This is a genomic window from Actinokineospora spheciospongiae, assembly GCF_000564855.1.
Taxonomy (GTDB): domain Bacteria; phylum Actinomycetota; class Actinomycetes; order Mycobacteriales; family Pseudonocardiaceae; genus Actinokineospora; species Actinokineospora spheciospongiae.
On sequence record NZ_AYXG01000048.1, the window covers coordinates 65,682 to 91,849 of the forward strand.

Annotated in this window: 23 protein-coding genes, 3 pseudogenes and 1 riboswitch; of the genes and pseudogenes, 11 read left to right on the forward strand and 15 right to left on the reverse strand. The window is 73.1% G+C overall.

What is annotated here, in order from left to right; genetic code table 11:
• The first annotated feature begins 35 nt into the window (after positions 1-35).
• On the forward strand, positions 36-1,460 hold the full coding sequence (locus tag UO65_RS06575) for a serine hydrolase domain-containing protein (protein WP_035279764.1): 1,425 nt from the start codon (positions 36-38) through the stop codon (positions 1,458-1,460).
• On the opposite strand, the gene UO65_RS06580 is transcribed toward UO65_RS06575, so the two are convergent.
• Positions 1,442-2,053, reverse strand: coding sequence for a TetR/AcrR family transcriptional regulator (locus tag UO65_RS06580; protein WP_052020816.1), 612 nt, complete (start codon positions 2,051-2,053; stop codon positions 1,442-1,444). The genes UO65_RS06575 and UO65_RS06580 overlap by 19 nt on opposite strands.
• A 70-nt stretch (positions 2,054-2,123) precedes the next feature.
• Here UO65_RS06580 and UO65_RS06585 point away from each other — a divergent pair, with 70 nt between their 5' ends.
• On the forward strand, positions 2,124-3,551 hold the full coding sequence (locus UO65_RS06585) for a carotenoid oxygenase family protein (RefSeq protein ID WP_035279765.1): 1,428 nt from the start codon (positions 2,124-2,126) through the stop codon (positions 3,549-3,551).
• A 119-nt stretch (positions 3,552-3,670) separates the two neighbouring features.
• The gene (locus UO65_RS06590; RefSeq protein ID WP_152552003.1) at positions 3,671-4,432 is read left to right on the forward strand and encodes an SCO4402 family protein; all 762 of its coding nucleotides are present in this window, start codon (positions 3,671-3,673) and stop codon (positions 4,430-4,432) included.
• 31 nt (positions 4,433-4,463) lie between these two features.
• Here the strand turns inward: UO65_RS06590 and UO65_RS06595 are convergent.
• Positions 4,464-5,144 (reverse strand): annotated as a pseudogene (locus UO65_RS06595) (zinc-binding dehydrogenase); the annotation flags it as partial.
• Positions 5,145-5,173: 29 nt separating this feature from the next.
• Here UO65_RS06595 and UO65_RS38925 point away from each other — a divergent pair.
• Positions 5,174-5,248 (forward strand): annotated as a pseudogene (locus UO65_RS38925) (TetR family transcriptional regulator); the annotation flags it as partial.
• A gap of 405 nt (positions 5,249-5,653) precedes the next feature.
• Here UO65_RS38925 and UO65_RS06600 read toward each other — a convergent pair.
• From UO65_RS06600 to UO65_RS06625, 6 genes and pseudogenes are all read right to left on the reverse strand, one after another.
• On the reverse strand, positions 5,654-6,262 hold the full coding sequence (locus UO65_RS06600) for a TetR/AcrR family transcriptional regulator (RefSeq protein ID WP_035279767.1): 609 nt from the start codon (positions 6,260-6,262) through the stop codon (positions 5,654-5,656).
• Positions 6,259-7,392 (reverse strand): acyl-CoA dehydrogenase family protein, encoded by a 1,134-nt coding sequence (locus tag UO65_RS06605; RefSeq protein ID WP_035279768.1) that lies wholly within the window; start codon positions 7,390-7,392, stop codon positions 6,259-6,261. The genes UO65_RS06600 and UO65_RS06605 overlap by 4 nt, the downstream gene beginning before the upstream one ends.
• Positions 7,389-8,579 carry an acyl-CoA dehydrogenase family protein gene (locus UO65_RS06610; protein WP_035279770.1) on the reverse strand — a complete coding sequence of 397 codons (1,191 nt, stop codon included), beginning with the start codon at positions 8,577-8,579 and terminating at the stop codon, positions 7,389-7,391. Before UO65_RS06610 ends, UO65_RS06605 begins: the two co-directional genes overlap by 4 nt.
• A complete protein-coding gene (locus tag UO65_RS06615) occupies positions 8,576-9,046 on the reverse strand; it encodes a MaoC family dehydratase (RefSeq protein ID WP_035279773.1) in 471 nt (156 codons plus the stop codon). The genes UO65_RS06610 and UO65_RS06615 overlap by 4 nt, the downstream gene beginning before the upstream one ends.
• Before the next feature lie 40 nt (positions 9,047-9,086).
• The gene (gene fabG, locus UO65_RS06620; RefSeq protein ID WP_035279775.1) at positions 9,087-9,842 is read right to left on the reverse strand and encodes a 3-oxoacyl-ACP reductase FabG; all 756 of its coding nucleotides are present in this window, start codon (positions 9,840-9,842) and stop codon (positions 9,087-9,089) included.
• Between the two features lie 59 nt (positions 9,843-9,901).
• Positions 9,902-10,144: pseudogene (locus UO65_RS06625) on the reverse strand (XdhC family protein); the annotation flags it as partial.
• 106 nt (positions 10,145-10,250) lie between these two features.
• Between UO65_RS06625 and UO65_RS06630 the strand changes: the two are divergent.
• Entirely contained in the window at positions 10,251-10,436 is a 186-nt protein-coding gene (locus UO65_RS06630; protein WP_035279777.1) for a hypothetical protein, read from the forward strand.
• Positions 10,437-10,476: 40 nt separating this feature from the next.
• Here the strand turns inward: UO65_RS06630 and UO65_RS33100 are convergent, their stop codons facing one another.
• Positions 10,477-11,184 carry a TetR/AcrR family transcriptional regulator gene (locus tag UO65_RS33100; protein ID WP_052020818.1) on the reverse strand — a complete coding sequence of 236 codons (708 nt, stop codon included), beginning with the start codon at positions 11,182-11,184 and terminating at the stop codon, positions 10,477-10,479.
• Positions 11,185-11,484: 300 nt separating this feature from the next.
• Here UO65_RS33100 and UO65_RS06640 point away from each other — a divergent pair, with 300 nt between their 5' ends.
• Positions 11,485-12,144: an NADPH-dependent F420 reductase gene (locus UO65_RS06640; RefSeq protein ID WP_035279779.1), complete on the forward strand. Its 660-nt coding sequence runs from the start codon at positions 11,485-11,487 to the stop codon at positions 12,142-12,144.
• Between the two features lie 176 nt (positions 12,145-12,320).
• Here the strand turns inward: UO65_RS06640 and UO65_RS06645 are convergent, their stop codons facing one another.
• Positions 12,321-13,091 carry a pirin family protein gene (locus UO65_RS06645; protein WP_035279780.1) on the reverse strand — a complete coding sequence of 257 codons (771 nt, stop codon included), beginning with the start codon at positions 13,089-13,091 and terminating at the stop codon, positions 12,321-12,323.
• A 117-nt stretch (positions 13,092-13,208) separates the two neighbouring features.
• On the opposite strand from UO65_RS06645, the gene UO65_RS06650 reads away from it, so the two are divergent.
• On the forward strand, positions 13,209-13,652 hold the full coding sequence (locus UO65_RS06650) for a MarR family winged helix-turn-helix transcriptional regulator (protein ID WP_035279781.1): 444 nt from the start codon (positions 13,209-13,211) through the stop codon (positions 13,650-13,652).
• Between the two features lie 41 nt (positions 13,653-13,693).
• On the opposite strand, the gene UO65_RS06655 is transcribed toward UO65_RS06650, so the two are convergent.
• Positions 13,694-14,476 carry a DeoR/GlpR family DNA-binding transcription regulator gene (locus UO65_RS06655; protein WP_035279782.1) on the reverse strand — a complete coding sequence of 261 codons (783 nt, stop codon included), beginning with the start codon at positions 14,474-14,476 and terminating at the stop codon, positions 13,694-13,696.
• Positions 14,477-14,595: 119 nt separating this feature from the next.
• Here UO65_RS06655 and UO65_RS06660 point away from each other — a divergent pair, with 119 nt between their 5' ends.
• On the forward strand, positions 14,596-15,507 hold the full coding sequence (locus UO65_RS06660; RefSeq protein WP_035279783.1) for an ROK family protein: 912 nt from the start codon (positions 14,596-14,598) through the stop codon (positions 15,505-15,507).
• Positions 15,508-15,713: 206 nt separating this feature from the next.
• Here UO65_RS06660 and UO65_RS06665 read toward each other — a convergent pair whose 3' ends face one another.
• Positions 15,714-18,329, reverse strand: coding sequence for a bifunctional FO biosynthesis protein CofGH (locus tag UO65_RS06665; protein ID WP_052020819.1), 2,616 nt, complete (start codon positions 18,327-18,329; stop codon positions 15,714-15,716).
• A gap of 107 nt (positions 18,330-18,436) precedes the next feature.
• On the opposite strand from UO65_RS06665, the gene UO65_RS06670 reads away from it, so the two are divergent.
• Positions 18,437-18,871: a PPOX class F420-dependent oxidoreductase gene (locus UO65_RS06670; protein ID WP_035279785.1), complete on the forward strand. Its 435-nt coding sequence runs from the start codon at positions 18,437-18,439 to the stop codon at positions 18,869-18,871.
• Between the two features lie 169 nt (positions 18,872-19,040).
• Here UO65_RS06670 and UO65_RS06675 read toward each other — a convergent pair whose 3' ends face one another.
• Both UO65_RS06675 and UO65_RS06680 read right to left on the reverse strand, forming a co-directional pair.
• The gene (locus tag UO65_RS06675) at positions 19,041-19,613 is read right to left on the reverse strand and encodes a DoxX family protein (RefSeq protein ID WP_035279787.1); all 573 of its coding nucleotides are present in this window, start codon (positions 19,611-19,613) and stop codon (positions 19,041-19,043) included.
• Positions 19,614-19,627: 14 nt separating this feature from the next.
• On the reverse strand, positions 19,628-20,134 hold the full coding sequence (locus UO65_RS06680; protein ID WP_035279788.1) for a hemerythrin domain-containing protein: 507 nt from the start codon (positions 20,132-20,134) through the stop codon (positions 19,628-19,630).
• Positions 20,135-20,375: 241 nt separating this feature from the next.
• Between UO65_RS06680 and UO65_RS06685 the strand changes: the two genes are divergently transcribed.
• Positions 20,376-20,729, forward strand: a complete 354-nt coding sequence (locus tag UO65_RS06685) for an effector-associated constant component EACC1 (RefSeq protein WP_035279790.1) — start codon at positions 20,376-20,378, stop codon at positions 20,727-20,729.
• 1 nt (position 20,730) lies between these two features.
• The gene (locus UO65_RS33105; protein ID WP_052020820.1) at positions 20,731-22,434 is read left to right on the forward strand and encodes a TNT domain-containing protein; all 1,704 of its coding nucleotides are present in this window, start codon (positions 20,731-20,733) and stop codon (positions 22,432-22,434) included.
• 8 nt (positions 22,435-22,442) lie between these two features.
• Here UO65_RS33105 and cobN read toward each other — a convergent pair whose 3' ends face one another.
• Positions 22,443-26,027, reverse strand: a complete 3,585-nt coding sequence (gene cobN / locus UO65_RS06695) for a cobaltochelatase subunit CobN (protein ID WP_035279792.1) — start codon at positions 26,025-26,027, stop codon at positions 22,443-22,445.
• 50 nt (positions 26,028-26,077) lie between these two features.
• Positions 26,078-26,149: riboswitch (cobalamin riboswitch) on the reverse strand.
• Positions 26,150-26,168: the final 19 nt, after the last annotated feature.

The window sequence follows — 26,168 nt, forward strand, 5'->3', positions numbered from 1 at the left end:
ATGTGCGCCGCACGCAACGCCGCGAGACTCCCGCCGTGCTCACCTCCACCCTGTCCGCGCTGCTCCTCGCCACCACGCTCACCGCACCTCCCGCGACCGTCGACGCCGATGCCGTCGACGCCGTGGTCGAGGCGTACCGGTCGCAGACGACCCTCCCGGGGGTGGCGGTGGCCGTCACCCGCGGCACCGCCGTGGTGCGGACCGCCGGGTACGGCCGCACCGCCGGTGGCGCCCCCGTTTCCGAGCACACCGCGATGGCGGTCGCCTCGGTCAGCAAGTCGTTCACCGCCCTGGCGGTCGCGCAACTGGCGCAGGACGGCCGCCTCCGGCTCGACGACCCCGTCCAGGCGCACCTGCCGGAGTTCGCCCCGGCCGACCCGCGCGGCGCCGAGGTGACCGTGCGGCAACTGCTGGACCAGACCTCCGGCCTGTCCGACCGGACCGCCGCCCCCGAGGTCGGCGTGCGCACCCTGCGCGAGGCCGTCGCCGCGGTGCGGGGCGCGGAACTGGCCGCCGACCCCGGAACCCGGTGGGACTACCACAACCAGAACTTCCAGGTCGCCGCCCGGCTGGTGGAGGTCGTGGGCGGCTCGCCGTTCCGGGATCACCTGCGCCGCCGCGTGTTCGAGCCGCTCGGCATGGGCGGGAGCGAGACCGTCGACACCGAACGCGACCTGCCGCCGAGCGCGCGGGGGCACCTCAAGGTCCTGGGCGCGGCGGTGGCGCTGCCCGAACCGCCCGCGTTCGGCAACGGTTCCGGTGGCGTGCTGTCCTCCGCGCACGACCTGGCCGCGTGGCTCATCGCGCAGAACAACGGCGGGCGCGGCCCGACCGGCGGGTCGGTCGCCACCCCGGAGACCATCGCCGCGACGCACACGCCGTCCGCCCGGTCGGGCTCGTACGCCCTGGGCTGGTTCACCGGTGCCACCGGGTCCGGCGCACCGCTGCTCGACCACGGCGGCGACCTGTTCACCTCGACCGCCTACCAGGCGGTGCTCCCCGCCTCGGGGTACGGCATCGCCGTCATGGCCAACACCGGGTCGCGGCACGGCGACGCCCAGGCGATCGGGGAACGGCTCATCGCGCTGGTCGAGGGCAGGGAACGGGCACCGGCGGAGGACCCGTACCTCGTCGTGGACCTGGTGCTGCTCGGGGCGGGCCTGGGGGTTTGCGCCGGCGTGGTCCGCGGTGTGGTCCGCGCGCGGCGGTGGGCGGCGAAGCGCCGGGTCGGGCCGTGGACCGCCGTGCGGCTGTCGGTGCTGCTGCTGCCCGCCCTGCTGCTGGCCACGCTCGGCGGGGTCGTGGGCTTGCTCTACCGGGGGCGCGAGGTGTCCTGGCTCCAGGTCGCCTACCTGTACCCGACCTTCGTGCTCGTGCTCGCGGTGACCACGCCGGGCTGCCTCGCCGTCGCCGCCACCAGGGTCGCCGCGCTGGTGCGGCGTCAGGGACCGGCCCGGTAGCCCGCGCCCGCCAGCAGGTTCATCATCATCGGCGCCAGCACCCGCTCCACCCCGTCGGTGCCGTGGAACCCGGCGATCTCCAGCAGGACGAAGCCGTGCAGGGCGCTCCAGAGCTGCGCGGACATCCTGGCCGGGGCGACCGGGCGGATCAGGCCCGCCGCGATGACCGCCTCGACCGCGTCGGTGAGGGCGCCGAAGGTGCCCAGGGCGACGTCGTCGGGGTCGTCCGGGGCCGTGGTGGGGTCGTTGGGCGTGGGGCGGTGGCCGCCGATGGAGGTGACGCCGAACATGACCCGGTACAGGTCGGGGTTGTCCTGGGCGTGCGCCCGGTAGGCCAGGCCCAGGTTGGTGAGGTCGGCCATGGGGTCGTCGGTGCGCGCGACGGCGTCGAGGCGGGCGCCGAGGCGGCGGAAGCCCTCGGCGGCGATCGCGTCGACGAGCCTGCCCATGTTCCCGAAGTGGGTGTAGACGGCCATCGTCGAGGCGCCGACCTCGGCGGCGACCTTGCGCGCCTGCACCGCGTCGGGACCGCCGTGGGCCAGCAGGTCCAGGGCGGCGGTCACCAGTTTCTCGCGCACGTGCGGCTCGGCCATGCTTGCCATTCTGGCATAACTCGGTTATACCTATCGACATAACACGGTTATAGCCAAGAAGGGGATTCCGATGGGCAACCCGTACCTGGAGGCCAACTACGCCCCCGTGCACCAGGAGCACACGCTCACCGACCTGGCCGTGACCGGGGTGATCCCCGACTTCCTCGACGGCCGCTTCCTGCGCAACGGCCCCAACCCCGTCGCCGAGGTCGACCCGGACGCCTACAACTGGTTCACCGGCGACGGCATGGTGCACGGCGTGCGGCTGCGCGACGGCAAGGCCGAGTGGTACCGCAACCGGTGGGTGCGGACCCAGGCCATGGGCGGCCCGGCGCCCACCCCGGGCACGCTGCCCACGCTCGGCGCGAACACCAACGTCATCGAGCACGCGGGCAAGACCCTGGCGCTCGTCGAGGGCGGCATCACCAACTACGAGCTGTCCGACGAACTCGACACCGTCGGCTCCTGCGACTTCGACGGCACCCTGCGCGGCGGCTACACCGCCCACCCCCTGCGCGACCCGGCCACCGGGGAACTGCACGCGGTGTCGTACTACTTCGGCTGGGGCAACAAGGTCCGCTACACCGTGATCGGCGCCGACGGCAGGCTGCGCCGCCAGGTGGACGTGCCGGTCGGCGGCAGCCCGATGATGCACAACTTCTCGCTGACCGAGAAGTACGTCGTCATCTACGACCTGCCGGTCACCTTCAACGCGGAGAAGGCCGTCGCCACCGGGGTGCCCCGGCTGATGCGCGCGCCGGTGCGGCTGGTGCTCTCGGCGCTCATCGGCCGGGTGCGGGTGCCGGACCCGATCGCCACCGCGATGACGGGCAGCGCCGGGTCCAACGCGAACCTGCCCTACGGCTGGGACGACCGCTACCCGGCCAGGGTCGGCCTGCTGCCCAGGGAGGGCACCGCGGCCGACGTCCGCTGGTTCGACGTCGAACCCGGCTACGTCTACCACGCCGTCAACGCCTACGACTCCGGCGACTCGGTCGTCCTCGACGTGGTCCGCCACGACCGCACCTTCGACACCGACCCGCACGGCCCCACCGAGGGACCGCCCACCCTCGACCAGTGGACGGTCGACCTGACCACCGGCAAGGTCACCCAGTCCAGGGTGGACGACCGCCCGCAGGAGTTCCCCCGGGTCGACGAACGCCTGACCGGCCGCCGCCACCGCTACGGCTACAGCGTCGCCTTCAACCGCGACGGCCTCAGCGACACCCTGCTCAAGCACGACTACCGCACCGGCGCGGTCACCAACCGCCGCTTCAAGCACGGCGCCTCGATCGGCGAGTTCGTCTTCCACCCCCGCACCCCCGACGCCCCCGAGGACGACGGCGTGCTGATGGGCTTCGCGCACAACCCGCGCACCGACAGCACCGACCTGACCATCCTGGACGCGTCCACCCTCGACCGGGTCGCCGCGGTGCACCTCCCGGTCCGCGTCCCCGAGGGCTTCCACGGCAACTGGGCCCCGACGACCCAGGTGTAGGCGGACGCCGTCGAGCAGCGGCAGCGCACGGCCGCCGACCGCGCGGGGGACCTCGCCGCTCGGCCCGCCACCGGAAAAACACCTCCGAGCCGCCCCGGCGCACCGTCTACGGTCACCGCATGCTCGAAGATCGTCACCGCCAAGTCCGGTACCCAGCCATGCGCTACACCATGATGCACGGCCTGGAGCTGCACACCACCATCACCCTGGACAACATCTCCGAGCACCGGGGCGAACTCCTCGACGCCTTCGCCCACGTGGTCGAAGACCACTTCTTCGACCAGTACGCCCCCTCCGACAGCATCGGCTGGAAGTTCCACGACGAAGAAGAGGCCACAGCTCTGCGAACCATCGTCACCCTCCTCCTCCGCATCGAGGACGAGGTCTTCGGGGGCGAGGAGGCCGAACTCGCACACCACCTCTGGCCACAGGTGGTGGCAGCCGCACACAAGGCCCTGGACCTCATGCGCGCCAACGACACCCACACCATCCCCGGCACGTCCGCCACCTACAGCGATCGTCCACCAGCCCGTTTCCTCGACATGCGCGCCGACACCGAAGCGGGCCTGGAGGTGCTCGGCACGGTCTCCCCGGAGAACACCGGCGGGCGGCAGGGAAGCGTCCGGAACGCGATCGCCCGGGTGGTCGAGGACAACCACTACAACGAGTCCGACCCGTCCGAGAGCATCGGCGTGAAGCTGCACGACGAGAGGGAGGCGACCGCGATGCGCACCCTGGTCGCTCTCGTCCTCCGCGTCTCCGTCGACGTCGAGACCCAAGACCGCGTGCGCGACGAGCACGAGTACCTGACGCACCCGCTCTGGCCCGAGGTCGCCGCCGCCGCCCGCGCCACCCTCCGGCTCATGCGGATGAACGACTAGGGAGTTGTTCGTCGCTTGTCGGACGAACGGGTCAGGCCGTGGACGGAACCACGATGACCTTGCCCCGGAGAGTTCCCGTCGCAGCCCTGGCGTGGACCGACGGCAGGTCGGCCAGCGGGACGCGTTCGGCGACGTCGACGGTCAGTTCGCCGCGGTCCACCCGGGCCACGAGTTCCGACAGTTGCCCGGCGTCGCTGCGGACGTACAGGTCGATGCCCCGCACACCGCGCTCCTCGTCGGCGGGGGCGGGCATCCACACGGTGGTGTTGACCACGACACCGCCGTCGCGGACCAGGGCGGCCAGGGCCGCGAACCCGGCGGGGTCGATCGGCGCGAGGTTGAGCAGGACGTCGACCGGCTCGGTGACCGCGGTGCCCACCTCGGTGGTGGTGTGGTCGACGACCTCGGCGGCACCCGCCGCCGCGAGCCGATCGCGGCGGCGGGGGCTGCCGGTGGCGATCACGTGGGCGCCCGCCGCCGCGGCGCCGTCGACGACGAACGGCAGGAAGCCGACGACCCGGTCACCGACCCCGAGGTCGGTGACGCCCCCGCCGAGCGCATCGATCGTCCCCGCGACGTCCAGACCGGGGATGTGCGGCAGGGTCAGGGGCATCGGGCCCCGCATGAGGCCGGCGCGGATATTGCCGTCGACGCCGTTGGACGTCGTCGCGGCGACCCGCACCCGCACCCGCACCTGCCCGGCGCCGGGGACTCATCCGCGGCGAGGGGGAGAAGGTGCCGATGGCCAAGATCGCCGAGCGCGCGGGCGTGGGGGTCGGGACGGTCTACCGCCACTTCGCCACCCGCGGGGAACTGGTCGAAGCCCTCGTCCACCGCTCGTTCGGCCTCGCGGTGGACAACGCGCGGGCAGCCGCCGAGCACCCCGGTCCCGCCGCGGAGGGCATCCGGCTGTTCTTCCTGGCCACCCTGCGCGACCGCGAGCGCTTCGTGCTCCCCCTGCACGGCGGCCCACCGGTTTTCACCGCCGCCACCCGCAGGCGCCAGGCGGACGTCCGCACCGCCCTGCACTCGCTCCTCGACCGCGGTCAGGCCGCCGGTGAACTGCGCGCGGACCTCACCCCGGAAGACCTGGTCGTGGCCACCTCACTGCTGTCCCGCCCGCTGCCGGGCTCCGGCGACTGGGACGCCCTGGCCCACCGCCAGATCGACTTCATGATCAACCTCTCGGCCCCGCCGTCAGGCCCGGCCCGGCAGGCCGGTCTACGCGGTGACCGCGCCGAGCATGGCCGCGACCAGGTCGGCGTAGCGGGCGCCGAGCTCGGTCGGGTCCGGTTTGGACTCCGGGGTGTACCAGCGGGCGACGTCCACGCACAGCGACAGGATCGCCCTGGCCGCGGTCGGGGTGTCGGCGACGGTGAACGCCGAGGCCGCGACCCCCTCGGCGATGAGGTCGCGGACCGTGCGCTCGGTGCGGCGGCGCAGGTCCGCGACGACCTCGAAGTCCGCCGGGCGCAACGCGTGCAGCTCGTACTGCACGATCCGGGCGACCCGGTGCCGGGTGGCGTGCCAGGTGGTGAACCCGGCCACCAGGGCGCGCATCCGGGTCAGCGGGTCGCCGGGGGCACCGGCCGCCGCGGTCACCATGTTCAGCGCCCGCTCGTGGCCGCTGCGGCTGATGGCGAACAGCACCGCCGCCTTGGACGGGAAGTGCACGTACAGCGCCGCCGGGCTCATCCCGGCGGCGGTGGCGATGTCGCGGGTGGTGGTGGCGTGGAAGCCCCGCTCGGCGAAGGCTTCCACGGCCGCCGCCATCAGCCGCTTGGCCGCGTCCGGGCGGACGTCGGGCCACAGGTCGACCGGTTCGGTCATGCGGTGAGGCCCACCAGCGGGGCCAGGGCCGCCCGGTGCCTGCCGGGGGTGCCCAGCGCGATCTCGTCGGCCTTGGCGCGCTTGAGGTACAGGTGCACCGGGTGCTCCCAGGTCATGCCGATGCCGCCGTGCAGTTGCACCGCCTCCTCGGCCGCGTGCAGGGCCACCGCGGCGCACAGCGACTGCGCCACCAGCACCGTGATCTCCAGGTCCTCGGCCCCGGTCGCCAGTGCGTCCGCCGCCGCCCTGGCCGCCGCGCGGGCGAGGACGAGTTCCTGCCACAGGTCGGCGAGGCGGTGCTTGAGCGACTGGAACGAGCCGACCGGCCTGCCGAACTGGTAGCGCTCCTTGAGGTAGGCGACGGTGGTGCTCAGGCACCACTCGGCGATCCCGACCTGCTCGGAGGCCAGGATGCCCGCGCCGACGAGCACGGCGGCGCGCACCGCCGCCTCGCCGGACCCGGACAGCCGCACGCCGGGCGTCGCGTCCAGCACGACGTCGGCCACCGGGCGGGTCAGGTCCAGCGACACGACCGGGGTGACCCGCGCCGCGGCGGCCTCGACCAGGAACAGCACGTCCCCGGCGAGCACGACCAGCAGGTCGGCCACCGCGGCGTCGGCCACCGACCGGACCGTGCCGGTCAGCGCGTCGCCGTCGGCCGAGACCGCGGGCAGCGGGCCGCCGGGGTACGTCGACAGCGGGATGACGAGCGCCGCCGTGGCCGCGCCCTCGGCGAGCCGGGTCAGCGCCGCCTCGGCTTGGGCGTCGGGGCCACCCCGCTCAGCGCCCTGGCCGAGCAGGTGCAGCAGTGCGCCGGTCGCCAGCACGGCGCTGCCCAGGAACGGGACCGGCGCGACGGAGCGGCCCAGTTCCTCGGCGACGACCGCGGTCTCGCGCAAGCCCGCGCCCTGCCCGCCCAGCGCCTCCGGGATGGGCAGCGAGGTCGCGCCGAGGTCCACCGCGAGCGCGCGCCACAGGTCCAGGTCGAGCGGCTGCTCGTCCTCCACCCGGCCCAGCACCCTGGCGGAGTCGGCGCGGGCGGCGAGGAGGGCGCGCACGCTGGCGCGCAGTTCCTCCTCGACGTCGGAGTACAGCAGGTCCTGCTCGGGGCGGTCCGGTGCGGGGCTCATCGGGGCAGATCCTTCCACGGCACGTCCTTGTCGACCCGGGGTTCCGACGGGAGCCCGAGAATCCGCTCGGCGATGATGTTGCGCAGGATCTCCGAGGTGCCGCCCTCGATGGAGTTGCCCTTGGCCCGCAGGTACCGGTAACCGGCGTCGCGGCCGGTGAAGTCGACCAGTTCGGGGCGGAACATGGTCCACTCGCCGTGGCGCAGCCCGTCCTCGGCGAGCAGTTCCACCTCGAACCCGGACAGCGCCTGCGACAGCCGGGCGAACGCCAGCTTCATCGCCGACCCCTCCGGGCCGGGCGACCCGGCGGCCAACTGCTGGCGCATCCGGGTCCCGGCGTGGCGCAGGGCCTCTGACTCCACCCACAGCTTCGTCAGCCGGTCGAGCGCCTCGGGGGTGTGCAGCTCTGGGTGCGCGCGCCAGGTGTCGGACACGACGCCGACCATGCCGCCCTCGCGCGGCACCTCCCGGCCGCCGATGGCGACGCGCTCATTCATCAGGGTGGTCTGCGCGACCCGCCAGCCGTCGCCGACCTCGCCGAGGCGGTGCGCGTCGGGGATGCGGGCGCCGGTCAGGAAGACCTCGTTGAACTCGGCCTCGCCGGTGATCTGGCGCAGCGGCCGCACCTCGACGCCGGGGTCGGTCATGTCGCAGACGAAGTACGTCATGCCCGCGTGCTTGGGCACGTCCGGGTCGGTGCGGGCCACCAGGATCGCCCAGCGCGCGGTGTGCGCGGTGGAGGTCCACACCTTCTGCCCGGTGACCACCCAGTCCTCGCCGTCGCGGGTGGCCCTGGTGCCCAGGGCGGCGAGGTCGGACCCGGCGCCGGGTTCGGAGAACAACTGGCACCACACCTCCTCGCCGGTCCACAGCGGGCGCAGGAAGCGCTGCTTCTGCTCGTCGGTGCCGAAGGTGAGGATGGTCGGCGCGGCCATGCCCAGGCCGATGCCGATCCGGCGGGGGTTGTTGTCCGGGGCGCCCGCGGCGGCCAGCTCGGCCTCCACGACCTGCTGCAGCGCCCGCGGGGCGCCGAGTCCGCCGAGGCCGACCGGGAAGCCCACCCAGGCCAGCCCGGCCTCCCAGCGGGCGTTGAGGAACGCGGTGCGCTCGGTGGTGGCGGGGTCGTGCCGGGCCAGGAGGTCCGCGACCAGGTCGCGGACCTCCCGCGCGGTCGTGGGGGCGCTCACGAGCCGCTGCCCGGCTTGGGCACCAGCAGCACCACGGCCTCGGCGACGCAGGCGGGTTTGTCCGCGCCCTCGATCTCGATGGTGTTGCGCAGCACCACCTGCACGCCCTGGGCGCCCGGCTTGGCCTCGACCAGCTCCGAGGACAGCCGGACCTTGGCCCCGACCCTGACCGGCTGCGGGAAGCGGACCTTGTTGAGGCCGTAGTTGACGCCCATCAGGAAGTTGTCGAACCGGTAGACGCCCTTGCCCAGCATGGGGAGCAGGGACAGCGTCAGGTACCCGTGCGCGACGGTCCCGCCGAACGGGCCCTTCGCGGCGCGGTCGGCGTCGACGTGAATCCACTGGTGGTCGTCGGTCGCGTCGGCGAAGGCGGTCACCCGCTCCTGGGTGATCTCCACCCACTCGCCGTGGCCCAGGTGCGTGCCGATCGCCGGGGCGATCGAGTCCGGGCCGTCGAAGACGTGCATGTCTGGCTCCCTTGCCGCGTCGGTGCTGGTCGGTGCCGGATCAGTCCCGGGGCCCGCCCGCGACGTAGATGACCTGCCCGGAGACGAACCCGGCCTCTTCGCTGACCAGGAACGAGGCGGTGGCGGCGATGTCGTCGGGGGTGCCGACCCGGCCGACCGGGATCATCGCGGCGGCGCCCTTCTTGAAGTCCTCGAACGGCACGCCCACCCGCTCGGCGGTGGCGGCGGTCATCTCGGTCTCGATGAAACCGGGGGCGATGGCGTTCGCGGTGACGTTGAACTTGCCCAGCTCGATCGCGAGGGTCTTGGTGAAGCCCTGCAGACCGGCCTTGGCGGTGGCGTAGTTGGCCTGGCCGCGGTTGCCCAGCGCGGAGGTGCTGGACAGGTTCACGATCCGGCCGTACTTCTGCTCGGTCTGGTGCTTCTGCACCTCGCGGGTCATCAGGAACGAGCCGCGCAGGTGCACGCCGATGACCGCGTCCCAGTCCGAGTCGGTCATCTTGAAGATCAGGTTGTCGCGCAGGATGCCCGCGTTGTTGACCAGCACGGTGGGCGGGCCCAGCTTCTCGGCGACCTCGGCGACGGCGGCCTTGACCTGCTCGGCGTCGCTGACGTCGGCGCCGACGCCCAGGGCGGTGCCGCCCTCGGCCTCGATGGCCCCGACGGTCTCGGCGGTGCTCGCCGCGTCCAGGTCGACCACCGCGACGGCGAAGCCGTCCTTGGCGAGGCGCTTGGCCACGGCGGCGCCGATGCCGCGGGCGGCGCCGGTCACGATGGCGGTGCGGGACTGGGACACGGGGTTCCTCCGGAGCTGGTCTGTGGGCGCGGTCGTATGCTAAGCAAGCGCTTAGGAAGTTACCCCCGGGTTGCCCGGCTGTCCACCGCCGCCGGGGTGGTGGAGTCGAAACCGCCCGGCCGCCCGGTGCGCTCGGCCCCCAGACCGGCCAGCGGGGCGATCGCGATCTCCGGCGGCGTCCGGGACCCGATGTCGAGCCCGATCGGCCTGCGCACCCTGGCGATGTCGGTCTCCGGCACCCCCAACCCGCGCAGCGCTTCCACGTGCGAGGCGGGGTGGTGCGGGTTGCCCATCACCCCGACCCTGGCGCCCACCACCACCCGCCCCGCCGTGCGCCACCGCGCAGGAGTCACCCATGCCGTGCGGTGTTCCCCGCCGGGGACGCGCCCACACGCCTACAGTGCGGGTATGGCGACCTTCGGTGAACTCACCCCGGGCATGAAGCTGCGCAAGGTGTCCGAGGAGGACGCGGGCAAGGGCGAGCGCGCCGACCCCGGCGGCCCGCTGGACCTGGAGGCGGGGGTGGTGTTCCTGCGGCCCCGCGCCGCCGGACCGGCCGAGTCGGCGGAAACGCCCGACGAGTCACCGGAATAGCTCCCCGGAAAAGGGTCCGGATTCCGGGAGCCCGGCTTTGTCACGCGGATTCAGCGGCTCCGGCGGATTTTCCGTTCGGAACTCCGAATATCAGGAGCGTGGCCTCCACCATCGAGTCCTCCAGTTCCGGCAGCGCCGCCGCGCCGCGGGTGCGCAGGCAGGCCCGGATCACGTCGGCCATGCCGCCCACGAGGATGTGCAGGAGCTCGTCGGACACGTCCACCACCGGGCTGCCCTGCGACCGGGCGTAGGCGTGCGTGGCGCGGAAGAGCAGCAGGAACTGGTCGCGACCCTCGATGACCTTGTCCAGCACCTCGTTGCCCGCGCGCAGCGTCTCGATCTGGATCGCCCAGGACGCCTCCGGCGCGGCGGCCAGCACCTTGAGGTAGGCGCGGATGCCCGAGCGCAGCCGCACCCGCCAGTCCTGCCCGGAAACCGCCGTCTCGGCCGCGCCGATGGCGATGACCACGTCGGACACGCCGTAGTCGATGGCGGCCAGGAAGCAGTCGAGCTTGCCGGTGAAGTGCTCGTAGAAGGTGCGCCGGGACACGCTGGCCCGCTCGACCAGGTCGCCGATCGTCATCTCCGGGTAGCCCTTGTGCGCGGCCGTCCACAGCGCCGCGCGCAGCAGCCTCCCGCGCTGCGAGGCGCGCACCTGCTCCGGGTCCAGGCGGTGCCTGCCGCTGGGCAGCGGACCGCCGTCGTCGGGCAGGTCGGCGAAGGTCGGCGCGGAAGGTCTCGAGCTCACCCGCCCAGCCTACCGGGCGAGCGGTTGTCCCCCGCTGTGCAAAGCGTGTGAAGTCGTTAGCCGATCGCGGCCGAGGAATTCCCCACAATGGTCCACGACGATCCGGTCACCGGCGTGTTTCCCCGGCGATACCCGTTTTCCGCAGGCGCAGCATTCCGGTGCCCCGCCCCCCCGAATCGGGTGCCGCGGCGGCCGGGGTACCGGGCGATCCCAACATGCGGACGGGGAATGGTCCGTTCGCCGCTCGTTGTTGCAGACGGTGACCGGCGGGGTCCGCCGGATCGGACGAGGGAGCACGCAGTGAAGATCGGCATCATCGGCGCGGGCAACATCGGCAGCGCGCTCACCCGCGGCCTGCGCGGACTGGGCCACGAGGTGCGGGTGGCCAACTCGCGCGGCCCGGAGACCCTGGCCGACCTGGCCGCCGAGACCGGGGCCACGGCGGTCGCGGTGGGCGAGGCGGCCGAGGGCGCGGAGGTCGTGGTGGTCACCATCCCGCAGAAGCGGGTCCCGGACCTGCCCGCGGGCGTCCTGGACGCCGCCGCCCCCGGCGCGGTGGTCGTCGACACCGGCAACTACTACCCCAAGGAGCGCGACGGGCTGATCGCCGAGATCGAGGACGGCGTCACCGAGAGCCGCTGGGTGTCCGACCACCTGGGGGTGCCGGTGGTGAAGGCGTTCAACGGCATCGCGGCGGCCCACCTGCAGGACAAGGGCCTGCCCGCGGGCAGCCCCGACCGCATCGCGCTGCCCATCGCGGGTGACGACCCCTCGGCGAAGGCCGTGGTGTCGGACCTGATCGACGCCCTGGGGTTCGACCCGGTGGACGCGGGCACCCTGGACGAGTCGTGGCGGCAGCAGCCGGGTTCGCCCAGCTACGGCAAGGACTTCCCGGTCGACAAGCTCAAGGCCGCCTTGGCCGAGGCCACCCCGGAGCGCACCGAGCAGTTCAAGGCCTGAGGTCCCCCGTCGCGCGACGACCGGACCGGCCGCACTCGGCCGACTACCGGCACCGGCCGCTGCGCCGCACCAGGGCCACCGGCCTCACTGGTGGTCGACCTGCCGAGCCCGTGGGCGGGGGTCGTCCCGGACCGACCCCCGCCCCGGAGCAGGCCGGGGGTCGGCGGGAGGGCGGGTCAGCCCAGGCGCAGGCCCGCGTGCATCTCCCACACCAGGACCTCCGCGCCCTCGGGACCGGCGGTCAACCGCTGGCCACCGGAGGCGGTGAGCCGCACGGCGTCGCCGGTGGTCAGCGGGCCGCTGCCCTCCATGGTCACCGAGCCGACCGGCACGAACAGGTGCACGTACGGGGCCTCGGGGAGGGTGACCACGCCACCGGGCTCCATGCGCGCGGCGTACAGGGCCGCGTGCTTCTGCCCGATGCGGATGGCCGCCGCGTCCGCGTGCCGCTCCATCCCGGAGGCGACCGGCACCAGGCCGCCGGAGAGCAGTTCGTGGTCGATCTCCAGTTGTTCGTACCCCGGCTTGCCACCGGCCTCGTCCGGCACGACCCACATCTGCACGAAGTGCACCGGCTCGGTGTGCTCGGGGCCGCCGGACACCCGCCAGGAGTCGTTCTTCTCCGAGTGGAGGATGCCGCGACCAGCACTCATCCGCTGGGCCAGGCCCGGGTAGATGATGCCGTTGTGCCCCTCGGAGTCCTGGTGCACCAGGGCGCCGCGCAGGACCCACGTCACGATTTCCATGTCGCGGTGGGGATGTGTCTCGAACCCGGCGCCGGGGGTGACGACGTCGTCGTTGTTGACCAGGAGCAGGCCGTGGTGGGTGTTCACCGGGTCGCGGTGGTGGCCGAAGGCGAAGGAGTGCTTGGAGTCCAACCAGTCGATCTTCGTGGCGAACCGGTCCGCCGCGCGTCGGATGTCCACCTCGGACAGTTGCTGAGTCATGCGACCACTTCCCGTAGGTCTCGCCGCTCGAAGTAGTTAAGTCTTTAACCAACTCGGACTGTAGACCCATGTAGTTGCACTGTCAACTATGTCGTCCGGTGGGCCTAGGCTGACCCCATGACGCCCTGGCTCGAACCACAACAGCAACGCTCCTGGCGCGCCCTGGTCGACGGCGCGGGTCGCCTCGTCACCCACCTCGACCGGCACCTGCGCGGCGCGCACGGGCTGTCGCTGGCGGAGTACGAGGTGCTGGTGCGGCTCTCGGAGCTGTCCGACCACCAGGTGCACATGTCCGAACTCGCCGCGGGCCTGAGCCACTCCCGCGCCCGCCTGTCGCAGACGGTCGACCGGTTGGCCCGAGCGGGCCTGGTCACCCGCCTGCCCTGCCCCCAGGACCGGCGCGGCGTCCACGCGGCCCTGACCCCCGGCGGAGCCGCCGCCCTGCGAGCCGCGGCGGCGGACCACGTCCGCGAAGTCCGCCGCCTGGTCATCGACGTCCTCAGCGACGCGGAACTGGCCACCGTGGGCACGGCGATGGACAAGGTGCGCGCGGCGGTGTGACGGCGCGCGTCGCCCGATTGGTGGGTTGCCCGGTTGGCGGGTCAGACCGTTCGCACGGGGAGCCCCGCCTCGGTGAACCCGGCCAGGATCGCGGGGTCGGCGTCGGCGTCGGTGATGAGGAGGTCGAGGGAGGTGGTGGGGCAGATGCGGGCGAAGGCGTGGGCGGTGAGTTTGGTGCTGTCGGCGATGACCACGACCCGGCGGGCCCGGGTGGCCATCAGGCGGTTGACGTTGGCCTCGCCCTCGTGGTGGGCGTAGGCGCCGTGGACCGGGTTGATGGCGTCCACGCCGAGGAAGACGATGTCAAGGGTGAGTTCGTCGATGATGCGGGTGGCGAGGGGGCCGGTCAGCTCGAAGGACTGGGGGCGGGCCACACCACCGGTCACGACGATCTTGACGTGGGGGCGGACCGCGAGTTCGTTGGCGATGTTGAGGGCGTTGGTGACGACCGTGAACGCCGGTTCGCCTGGCGGGCAGGCCTCGGGGCGGACGGCGAGGGCGCGGGCGATCTCGGTGGTGGTCGTGCCGCCGTTGAGGCCGACGACCATGCCGCGCTCGACCAGGGCGGCCGCGGCCCTGCCGATGCGCTCCTTGCGGGAGGTGTTCCTCGCGGTCTTGTAGCGCAGGGGCAGGTCGTAGGCCACGTTGTTCGCGACGGCGCCGCCCCTGGTGCGGGTGAGGAGTTGCTGCTCGGCGAGGTGGTCGAGGTCGCGGCGGATGGTGGCGGCGGAGACCTCCAGGTCCGCCGCCAGGGCGTCGACGTCGACCTTCCCCCGGTTGCTCAGCAGGTCGAGGAGGGCGCTCAGGCGCTCGTAGCGGTTCACGGTCCTCCCTGCGGCGGTGATCATCGGGACCGCAGTATCGCGCACACTTGGCATCGGGTGCGAGATCACGCAGTATTCGGGTCGTCCACGAGCATGTTCACGCGATTCGAGGAGGCTGGATGGGTGAGCGGGCGGTGGTGGCGGTCGACGTCGGCGGCACCTCGGTCAAGGCGGCCCTGGTGTCCCCCGACCTCACGCCGCTGCGCGCGCTGCGGCGGCCCAGCAGCCGGGTCGGCGGGGCGGTGGCGCTCGGGCCGATCGCGGACCTGATCGGGGAGCTGGCCGGGGGCGCCGACGTGGTCGGGGTCGGGGTGGCGGTGCCGGGGATCGTCGACGACGCGACGGGGGTGGTGCGGGCGGCGGTGAACCTGGGGTGGACCGACCTGCCGCTGCGCGACGAGCTGGCGGCGGCGTGCGGGCTGCCGCTGCGGGTGGGCCACGACGTGCGGACCGGGGGCCTGGCCGAGTTCACCGTGGGCGCCGCCGCGGGGGCGCGGAACGCGCTGTTCGTCGCCATCGGCACCGGCATCGCCGCGGCGAGCCTGGTCGACGGGCGGCTGGTCGCCGCGGGCGGGTACGCGGGCGAGATCGGGCACGTGGTGGTCGACCCGGCGGGTGACACCTGCGGCTGCGGCACGGTCGGCTGCCTGGAGACGCTGGCCGCCGCGCCCGCGCTGGCCCGCCGGTACGCGGCGCTGACCGGTGTCGAGCGGACCGCCGAGGAGATCTGCGCCCTGCTGCCCGACGACCCCGCCGCGAGCCGGGTGTGGGCGGACATGGTCGAGGCCATGGCGACCGCCCTGCACACCGCGTGCACCCTGTTCGGCCCGGAGGCGGTCGTGCTCGGCGGCGGGCTCTCCGAGGCGGGGACGGCCCTGACCGGGCCGGTGGCCGAGGCGCTGGGCCGTCGGCTGACCTTCCAGCGGCGGCCGTCGGTGGTGCGGGCCGCGCTCGGGCAGGACGCGGGGCGCGCGGGGGCGGCGCTGATGGCGTGGGACGCGGCCGGGATCAGCCCCGCGGTGGCGGGCTGAGAACCCGCTCCGCCCGGACCGGGCACGGGCGGCCGGAGCGGCTCCGGCCGCCCGCCGAACCGCATCGGTGGAGCACCGGGTCGAAGGCGGGGGAGGTCGGCGCGCGCCGCTCGGTCACCGATCGCGCGCCTCCTGTGTGGACGGTGCGCGCCCACGTCCGGCGGGGCGGGAACCCTGTGCCCGGAACAGGTTCGCCGACCCCCGGCTCAGCCCGCCTCGACCTGGCTGGTCCCCGGGCCGGTCTCCACGACGGGCAGCAGGTTCGGCCGCCACACGCCGTCGTGCGCCAGCGCCGTGGTGCGGCGTTCCTCGGGGACCTCGCCGTAGGTGGTGGTGCGTTGGCGGGCGGGGCGGCCCGCGAGTGCGGCCAGGGCCTCCAGGTCGGCGATGGTCTTGTAGCTGCCGTTGTCGCTGCCCGCCATGCGGCTGATGGTCTCCTCCATCAGCGTGCCGCCGAGGTCGTTGACGCCGCCGTTGAGGACTTCCACCACCCCCTCGTCGCCGAGTTTGACCCAGCTCGTCTGGATGTTGCGGATGCGGCCGTGCAGCAGGATGCGGGCCAGGGCGTGCACGGCACGGTTCTCCAGGCGGGTGGGGCCGGGGCGGGCGATGCCCGCGAGGTAGAGCGGCGCGTTGGTGTGCACGAACGGCAGCAGCACGAACTCGGAGAACCCCCCGGTGCGGTCTTGCAGCGAACCGATCAGCTTGAGGTGCGCGACCCAGTGCGCGGGGGTGTCGACGTGGCCGTACATCATCGTCGAGGTGGTGGGGATGCCCAGGTCGTGGGCGGTGGTGACGACGTCGACCCAGGCCGAGGTGGGCAGCTTGCCCTTGGTGAGGACCCAGCGGACCTCGTCGTCGAGGATTTCCGCGGCGGTGCCGGGCAGGGAGTCCACCCCGGCGTCGCGGGCGGCGGAGAGCCAGTCGCGGGTGGACAGGTTCGTGCGGCCCGCGCCGTTGACGACCTCCATCGGGGAGAAGGCGTGCACGTGCAGGCCGGGGGCGCGCTTCTTGACCTCGGCGGCGATGTCGAAGTACGCGGTGCCGGGCAGGTCGGGGTGGATGCCGCCCTGCATGCACACCTCGGTCGCCCCGACCGCCCACGCCTGCTCGGCGCGCTGGCCCACCTGCTCCAGCGACAGCGTGTAGGCGTCGGCGTCGGTGCGCCGCTGGGCGAACGCGCAGAAGCGGCAGCCGGTGTAGCAGACGTTGGTGAAGTTGATGTTCCGCGTGACCACGTAGGTGACCTCGTCGCCCACGGCCTCCTTGCGGAACCCGTCGGCCAGCGCGGCCAGCGCCTCGATCTCGGCGCCCGGACCGGCCGAGAGCAGGACCAACGCGTCCTCGTCGGACAGCGCGGTCGGGTGGTGCTCGGCGTGGCGCAGGGCGCTCAGGAACTCGGGGCGGGCCGTGCCCCCGCCGCCGGTGGCCGGGCCGGTGCTGGGGTGGACCTGGGTGCGCAGCTCGTCCCAGTCGCCGTAGACGGAGTCGAAGTCGTCGCGGCGGTCGGCGGTGCGGCCCTCGGTGTCGATGGTGGTGTGCAGGTCGGTGCGGCCCGAGGCGGTGAGCGCGACCTCCGGCTCCTGCCAGGGTCGGCCCACCAGGGGGGCGTCCTCGACCGCCAGGCCGGTTTCGGGGTCGGCGAGGGCGTCGACGTGCGCGCGCAGCCGGGGGTCGAGCCACGGTTCGCCCTTGAGCACGTACTCGGGGTAGATCGTCAGCCGCTCGGCCAGCCGGAACCCGGCCGCCGCGGTCTGCTCGGCCAGCGCCTCGATCTGCGGCCACGGGCGCTCGGGGTTGACGTGGTCGGGGGTCAGCGGGGACACCCCGCCCCAGTCGTCGATGCCCGCGCGCAGCAGCAGGCCGAACTCGCCGCCGATGAGGTTCGGCGGGGCCTGGATGCGCGCCTTGGGGCCGAGCACGACCCGCGCCACCGCGACGGTCGCCGCCAGTTCCTCGGCCTCGGCGTCGGGCATCCCGCGCATGGCGGTGTCCGGCTTGGCGCGGAAGTTCTGCACGATGACCTCTTGGACACCGCCGTAGCGCCGGGCCGCCTGCCGGATCGCGAAGATCGACTCCACCCGGTCCGCCAACGTCTCGCCGATGCCGATCAGGATGCCGGTGGTGAACGGCACCGCGCTGCGGCCCGCGTCCTCCAGCACCCGCAGCCGCACCGCGGGCTCCTTGTCCGGCGAGCCGTAGTGCGGCCCGCCGGGCTTGGCCCACAGGTCCGTCGAGGTGGTCTCCAGCATCATCCCCATTGACGGGGCCACGGGCTTGAGCCGTTGCAGGTCCGTCCAGGACAGCACGCCGGGGTTCAGGTGCGGCAGCAGCCCGGTCTCCTCCAGCACCCGGATCGCCATGGCGCGCACGTAGGACAGCGTGTCCGGGTACCCGGCCGCCTCCAGCCACTCGCGGGCGGCGTCCCAGCGGTCCTCGGGGCGGTCGCCGAGGGTGAACAGGGCTTCCTTGCAGCCCATGGCCGCGCCCTGCCGGGCGATGTCCAGCACCTCGTCGGGGCTGAGGAACGGGGCGGGCAGCCGACCGGGGACGGTGGCGAAGGTGCAGTAGTGGCACCGGTCGCGGCACAGGCGGGTCAGCGGGATGAAGACCTTCTTGGAGTAGGTGACCACCCCGGGCCGCCCGACCGCTTCCAGACCGGCGTCGCGGACCCGGGACGCGGTGGTGACCAGGTCGTCGAGGTGCCCGCCGCGGGCGTGCAGCAGGACCTCGGCCTCGGTCCGGTCCAGGGTGACCCCGTCGCGGGCCCGGCGCAGGGCTCGGCGGAACGCGGACTCGCTGGGCGCGGCAACGTCGGTCATCCCCCCAGGCTAGTTCCCGGGGCGGCGGGCACCGGACCAGGACCGGGGTGATATCCCGTGCACCGGAACGGGGAATAGAACCACCGCCCCGTGACCACTATCTGAGCATGACCACCACACCGTTCAACCCCCACGCCCTGCTCGCGGAGAGCAAGCTCGGCGTCCTCGCCACGATCAAGGCGGACGGCCTGCCGCAACTGTCCCCCGTGCTGCCCCACTACGACGAGGGGGCGGGAACCATCCAGATCTCCACTCGGGAGGGACTGTCGAAGACGAAGAACCTACGCCGCGACCAGCGCGCGGCGCTGGAGGTCACCAGCGCCGACGGCAAGTCCTGGGCGACCGCCGAGGGCACGGTCACGATCACCGGACCGAGCACCGACCCGCACGGGCCCGAGGTCCAGGCACTGGTGGACTGGTACCGGGCCGCCTCGGGCGGCGAACACCCGGACTGGGACGAGTACCGCGCCGCGATGGTCGACGACCGGCGGGTGCTCGTCACGATCGCGGTCACCCGGGTCTACGGCGCCGACATCGGCTGACCGCCCCGCGATCCGCCGCTCCGGCCGAGCGGGGATCGCCCCCGATGGGCGGCGGTGCGACACCTTGGTGGCGGCGCGGGCCTCGTGGACGGCGCCCGCTCTGGCCTGGTCGCGGACACGGCTCCGCTCCCACCGCAGTACTGCGGTGGGAGCGGAGCCATGTCCGGGATCAGCCGGGCAGCACGCCCGCGATGGCCTTGCGGGCCTTCTTCGGGGCGCTGCTGAGCGTGTCGCCCACCGTGTCGGTGGTGTCCGCGGTCCAGGCGCCGAAGTCGTGGGCGGTCTTGTTGAGCTTCTTGCCCGCCCGCTTCGCGCGCCAGCCCAGCGAGGGCTTGCCTGCGGTGTCGGCGGAGGCGAGCAGGAGGCCGCCGAGCAGGCCCACGTTCTTCAAGAAGTGGATCTGCTGCTGCTGGCGGTTGCCCGCGTCCTTCTCCTCCCAGAACCGGTGCGTGGCCAGCGTGGTCGGCACCAGGCTGCCGGAGAGCAGCAGCGCCGACAGCCTCGGGAACCGGCCCAGCGCGAGCAGGGCACCCGCGCCGACCTTCACCGCGCCGTCGATGCGCACCAGGGTCAGCGCATCGGAGGGCACCTGTTCGGGGAGCTTGTCGCCCACCTTGTTCAGGGTGCCGTCCAGCACCGGCTTGGCCGCCTCGACGTGCGCCTCGGGGTTGCGCAGCACATTGATACCGCCTGCGATGAAGATCCCCGCAAGCATCGGGCGCGCCAGTCTGCGCAAGATCATCGGGCCTGTCCTCTCTAGTCGATCCGGTGCTTGGTCTGCGCGACCAGCTCGCGGACGTGGTCGATCGAACCGCACCCGGCCTTGACGCGCTCGTCGCGGACGCTGACGAACTTCGTGCCGAGTTCGGCCCGCCGCTCGTCGGCGACGTTGTCGCGCGCGTCGTTGAGGATGGTGCGCTCCTCCTCGTCCACGTGGTGGTTGATGGCCTTGACCAGCTCTTCGAGCTTCTCGTCCCAGTCGTCGGAGTCGGTGTCCTCGACCTCCATCAGCTCCAGCAGGGCCACGTGCCCCTCGGCGTGCTCCTCCGCCCCGTGCTCCACCTCGTGGTCGTCGACGCCCTTGTACCGCCGCAGCGCGGAGTAGACCTCGGACTCCTCGGCCTCGGCGTGCCCGACGAGCACGTGCGCCAGTTCGTCGAGCAGCTTGGCCCGGTCGCTGGTGCGGTCCCGCAGACCCCGGAACAGCTCCTCGAAGCGCCGGTGGTCGTCCAGGATCAGCTCGATGACGTCGGTGGTGGGCATGTGGTGGGCCTTTCGTGCTGGGAACGTCGCCGGGTGGGTACCCGGCGACGACCGCACTCAACCTTCCGACCGGCCGATCACGACGGCGGAGGCGGGGTGGGCGCGCGCGGGCACCGAGTGGCGCCGCGCGAAGCCCGATCCACCGGTGGCATCCCCCATGCGAGGGCCGGAGCCCGCCGCTCCGGTGCCAGCCGGCACCATCTCACTCCCAGTTCTATCGATCTTGAGGGGGCGGACGCGGGTGGAGGTCTTGGTCGCTGTGCCGGGGGAAGAGGAACTCCTGGACGGCTTGTTGGACTGGTTGCGCCGCGAGGAGGGCTTGCGGGGGCGCGCGAACCGCACCCGGGTGACGGTGCCCGCGACCACCATGGGCGGCGTGGTGGAAACGCTGACGGTGGCGGTCGGCGGTGGTGGCGCGTTGACCGTGCTGGTCACCTCGGTCGGGGCATGGGTGCGCAACCGGCGGTCTGACGTGACCGTGGAGGTCACGGTGGCCGACCGGACGGTGCGGGTGGAGGGCAAGCGGATCAAGGCCGACGCCGACAGCCTCGCGGCGCTCGTGGTCGAGGCGAACCGGGCCGCCGACGGGCACTGACATGCGACTGCCCGATCCCGCGACCTCGCGGGTCATCCTGATCGGCACCGCGGCGTACGAGGACCCTGACATCGCCGACCTGCCCGCGGTGTCGGCGAACGTCACCGACCTGGCGCGGGTGCTGACCGACCCGGACCTCGGTGGCTTGGATGACGCCGCGTGCCACCGCTTCGTCGACCCGCGCTCGGACGACGTCTGGCGGATAGCCGAACTGGCGGCGCAAGCCGAGGACGTGCTGGTGGTGTACTTCGCCGGGCACGGCCTGCTCGGCGACGACGGGACGCTGCTGCTGGGCATGGCCAACACCAAGCTCAGCTACCCGGAGTTCACCGCCCTGCACGTCGACCAGTTGGTCCGGGCCATCGAGACCAGCCAGGCGAAGACCCGGTTGTTCGTGCTCGACTGCTGCTACTCCGAGCGCGCGCTCAGGCACATGGGCACCCCGGCGCAGCAGTTGGTGATCGAGGGCACCTACACGCTGGCCTCGGCACCGGCCAACCGCAGCGCCGTCGCGCCGGAGGGCGAGCGGCACACGGCGTTCACCGGTGAGCTGATCTCCCTGCTCCGCTCGGGCGATCCCGCCGAGGAGGAGTTGCTGTCGGTCGCCGCGGTGTTCCGCAAGCTGGTGCCCGCGCTGCGGTCGAAGGGCTACCCGACGCCGAAGCAGTCGAACAGCGGCACCGCCTCGGCGCTGGCCCTGGTCCGCAACGCGGCCTACCGGCCCGCCCGGTTGGCGGCTCCCCCGCCCGCCCTCCCGTCCGCGGTGGACCTGCGGCGCGCGGTGCTGCGGGCGACGTCGCCGGTCGCCGAGCGCTTGGCCGCGCTGGACACCCTGGTCCGGCGGGCCAAGGCGGACGAGGATTGCGTCGAGGAGCTGGAGCTGCTCGCGGTCAGCGGCTACGTGCCCCTGGTCCTGCGGCTGGGCTGCGTGTACGCCCTCGACGCGCTGCGGGAGGAGTCCAGGGCGAAGACCGCGGCGGCCACGATCGTCGCGGGCACGAGCGCGACCGTGGACCTGGTGCGGTTCTTGCTGGGGTCGCTGGTGCACACCGGTGACGGCGTCGCGCTCAGCGAACTGGGCAGGCACTCGCACCCGCTGTGGGGCCGTCAGGTGTCTGACGTGCTCTCGGGCATCGGCATCCCGGTGTCTGAGCGGATCAGGGCGGCCGCCGACCTGGCCGGGCTCGGCTGTCACGCAGCGGCCCTGACGCTGCTCCGCGCGCTCTCCGACCGCCCCGACATCGCCGAGGACGCGCGCGAGCAGATCCGAGCAGCCATCCGCGAGACGGAGGCCGATGCGACCGCGGAGCTGCGCTTCAGCTTCAAGCCCGCGCCCCCGAACCGATGGGGCATCCAGCCGCTGCTGGGGGAACCCCCGTTGACGCTCCTCCGCGGCAAGCACCTCAAAACCCTCAAGCCCGGATTGACAATCGATCGCTACGGCCAACCCACCGGGAACCTGACCTACCACGCGGGTACGCCCTTCGAACGCCGCTCGCTCGTCCCCGAGTGGATCGAGTATCCATATCACGCGTACGAGGTGCGCGAGCCGTTGCGGGCGCTGGTCGGGACAGCGGTCCCGTGGTTCGACCAGCCGGGCGGGGGCACCGCGTACGTTCTGCCCCACTCGATCGCGGACCTGCTTGAGCGCGGTCTGATCGCGGAGGTGCCCGCCCAGGCACCGGGCCGGTACCGGGCGGGCTGACCCGACCGCTACTCGGACCCGGCCTCGATGTCGCCCTCGACCTGCAAGTACAGCTCCTGGAGCTGCCGCAGGGTCTCCGGGTCCGGTTCGGCCCACATCTTGCGGTCGGCGGCTTCCAGGAGGCGTTCGGCGATGCCGTGCAGGGCCCACGGGTTGGACTCGGTGAGGAACTTGCGGTTCTCCGGGTCCAGGGCGTAGGTCTGCGCGAGCTTGTCGTACATCCAGTCCGCTACGACGCCGGTGGTGGCGTCGTAGCCGAAGAGGTAGTCGACGGTGGCGGCCAGTTCGAAGGCGCCCTTGTAGCCGTGGCGGCGCATGGCCTCGATCCAGCGGGGGTTGACCACGCGGGAGCGGAAGACGCGGTTGGTCTCCTCCGACAGGGAGCGGGTGCGGACCGCGTCGGGGTTGGTGCTGTCGCCGATGTAGGCGGCGGGGGCCTTGCCGGTCAGCGAGCGGACGGTGGCGATCATGCCGCCGTGGTACTGGAAGTAGTCGTCGGAGTCGGCGATGTCGTGTTCGCGGGTGTCGACGTTCTTGGCGGCGACGTTGATGCGGCGGTAGGCCGATTCCATGTCCGCGCGGGCGGCGACGCCGTCGAGGTCGCGGCCGTAGGCGAAGCCGCCCCAGACCGCGTAGACCTCGGCGAGGTCCTTGTCGTCGCGCCAGTTGTGGCTGTCGATCAGCGGGAGCAGGCCCGCGCCGTACGCGCCGGGCTTGGAGCCGAAGATGCGGGTGGTGGCCTGGCGTTCGCCTCGCTCGGCGTCGGCCTGGACGTGGGCGCGGACGTAGTTGTCCTCTTCGGATTCGTCGAGGGCGGCGACCAGCCGCACGGCGTCGTCGAGCAGGTAGACGACGTGGGGGAAGGCGTCGCGGAAGAAGCCGGAGATGCGGACGGTGACGTCGATGCGGGGGCGGTCCAGCTCCGCCAGTGGGATGACCTCCAGGCCGCTGATGCGCCGGGACGCCTCGTCCCAGACCGGGCGGGCGCCGAGCAGGGCCAGCACCTCGGCGATGTCGTCGCCCGCGGTGCGCATGGCCGAGGTGCCCCACACCGACAGGCCGACCGAGCGCGGCCACTCGCCGGTGTCGCGCCGGTAGCGCTGCACCAGCGACTCCGCCATCGCCGAGCCGGTCTCCCAGGCCAGGCGGCTGGGCACCGCCTTGGGGTCGACGGAGTAGAAGTTGCGGCCCGTGGGCAGCACGTTGACCAGGCCGCGCAGCGGTGAGCCGCTGGGCCCGGCGGGCACGTAACCGCCGTCGAGGGCGTGCAGGACGTTGTCGATCTCGTCGGTGGTGCGGGCCAGCCGGGGCACGACCTCCACCGCGGCGAAGGTCAGCACCTCGACCACGGCCGGGTTGTCCGACACCCGCGCGGCGGCGTCGGGGTCCCAATGGTGGTTTTCCATGGCCTGGACCAGGGCGAGGGCCTGCGCGTCGATCTCGTCGGTGCGGGTGCGCGACTCGGAGCCGTCCTCGGACAGGCCCAGCGCCTCGCGCAGGCCGGGCAGCGCGGCGGCCTGCCCGCCCCACATCTGCCGGGCGCGCAGCATGGAGTTGACCAGGTTGACCCTGGCCGCGCCCACCGGCGGGTCGCCGAGGGTGTGCAGGCCGTCGCGGATCTGCACGTCCTTGATCTCGCACAGCCAGCCGTCGACGTGCAGCAGGAAGTCGTCGAACTCCGCGTCGTGCGGGCGGTCGTCGAGGCCCAGGTCGTGGTCGAGCTTGGCGGCCTGGATCAGGGTCCAGATCTGGGCGCGGATCGCGGGCAGCTTCGCCGGGTCCATCGCGGCGATGTTGGAGTGCTCGTCGAGGAGCTGTTCCAGCCGGGCGATGTCGCCGTAGCTCTCCGCGCGGGCCATCGGCGGGACGAGGTGGTCGACCAGGGTGGCGTGCGCGCGCCGCTTGGCCTGGGTGCCCTCGCCGGGGTCGTTGACCAGGAACGGGTAGACCAGCGGCATGTCGCCCAATGCCGCGTCGGGGCCGCAGGCGGCGGAGAGGCCCAGGTTCTTGCCGGGCAGCCACTCCAGGTTGCCGTGCTTGCCCAGGTGGATCATGGCGTGCGCGCCGAAGGTGGCCGCGACCCACCGGTAGGCGGCCAGGTAGTGGTGGCTCGGCGGCAGGTCCGGGTCGTGGTAGATCGCCACCGGGTTCTCGCCGAAGCCGCGCGGGGGCTGCACGATCAGCACCACGTTGCCCGCGCGCAGCGCCGCGAGCACGATCTCGCCCTCGGGGTCGTTCGACGTGTCGACGAACAGCGAACCGGGGGCCGGGCCCCAGTGCTCCTCCATCGACTCGCGCAGCTCGGCGGGCAGCGTGGCGAAGAACTCGCGGTACTCCGCCGCGGAGATGCGCACCGGGTTGCCGGTGAGCTGTTCCTCGGTGAGCCAGTTCGGGTCCTGCCCACCGGCCTCGATCAGGGCGTGGATCAGCGCGTCGCCGTCGTCGGCGGCGACGCCGGGCAGCGCGTCCGGGCCCTCGGCGGGGCCGATGTCGTAGCCGGCGCCGCGCAGGGCCTTGAGCAGGCGCACGGCGCTGGCCGGGGAGTCGAGGCCGACGGCGTTGCCGATGCGGGCGTGCTTGGTCGGGTACGCCGAGAGCATCAGCGCGATCCTGCGCTCACCCGGCGGTACGTGCCGCAGGCGGGCGTGCGCGACGGCGATGCCCGCCACCCGCAGGGCGCGCTCGGGGTCGGGCACGTAGACCGACAGGCCGTCGCGGTCCTGCTCCTTGAACGAGAACGGCACGGTGATCAGCCGACCGTCGAACTCCGGCACCGCGACCTGGGTGGCGGTGTCGAGCGGGGACAGGCCGTCGTCGCTGTCCTCCCAGGCCGACCGCGAGGAGGTCAGGGCGAGGCCCTGGAGGATGGGGATGTCCAGGTCGGCCAGGGCGCCGACGTCCCAGGCGCCGTCGTCGCCGCCCGCGCTCGCGGCGGCGGGCAGCGTGCCGCCCGCGGCGAGCACGGTCACGACCAGGGCGTCCAGGGTGCCGAGGACGTCGAGCAGTTCGGTCGGGGCGGTGCGCAGCGAGGCGCAGTAGACCGGCACGGCCTGCCCGCCCTTGGCCTCCACGGCGTCGGCCAGGGCGGCGACGAACGCGGTGTTCCCGGACAGGTGGTGCGCGCGGTAGTAGAGGATGCCGACGCGCGGGCCCTCGGTGCGGGTGGGCGTCCAGTCCAGGCGGCCCCACGGCGCCAGCTCGACCGGCGGCTGGAAGCCGTGGCCGGTGAGCAGCAGCGTGTCGGACAGGAAGTTCGCCAGTTCGCGCAGGTTGGCCGGGCCGCCGTGGGCGAGGTAGCGGTGGGCCTCCGCGACGACCCCGCCGGGGGCGGTGGAGCACTCCATCAGCTCCGCGTCCGGCGCCTGCTCACCGCCGAGCACGACCACCGGCCGGTCCTCGGCGAGGAGCGCGTCGAGGCCGTCCTCCCAGGCCCGGCGACCGCCGAGCAGCCGGACGACGACCACGCCGACGCCGTCGAGCAGGCCGGGCAGGTCGTCGACGTGCAACCGGGCCGGGTTGGCCAGCCGGTACTCCGCGCCGCTGGCGCGGGCGGAGAGCAGGTCGGTGTCCGAGGTGGACAGCAGCAGGATCATCGAGTCCCTTCCCGGGGTGTCCGCGCCCCTGGATCGGTGGGCAATGGCCGGAGTTCCTGGCTCCCCGGGCGGGCGCCCGGGTGACAGTGGCGGGACCGCGCCGGTTTCGCACCGGCTTCCTCCACGTGCCATTGCTGTGTC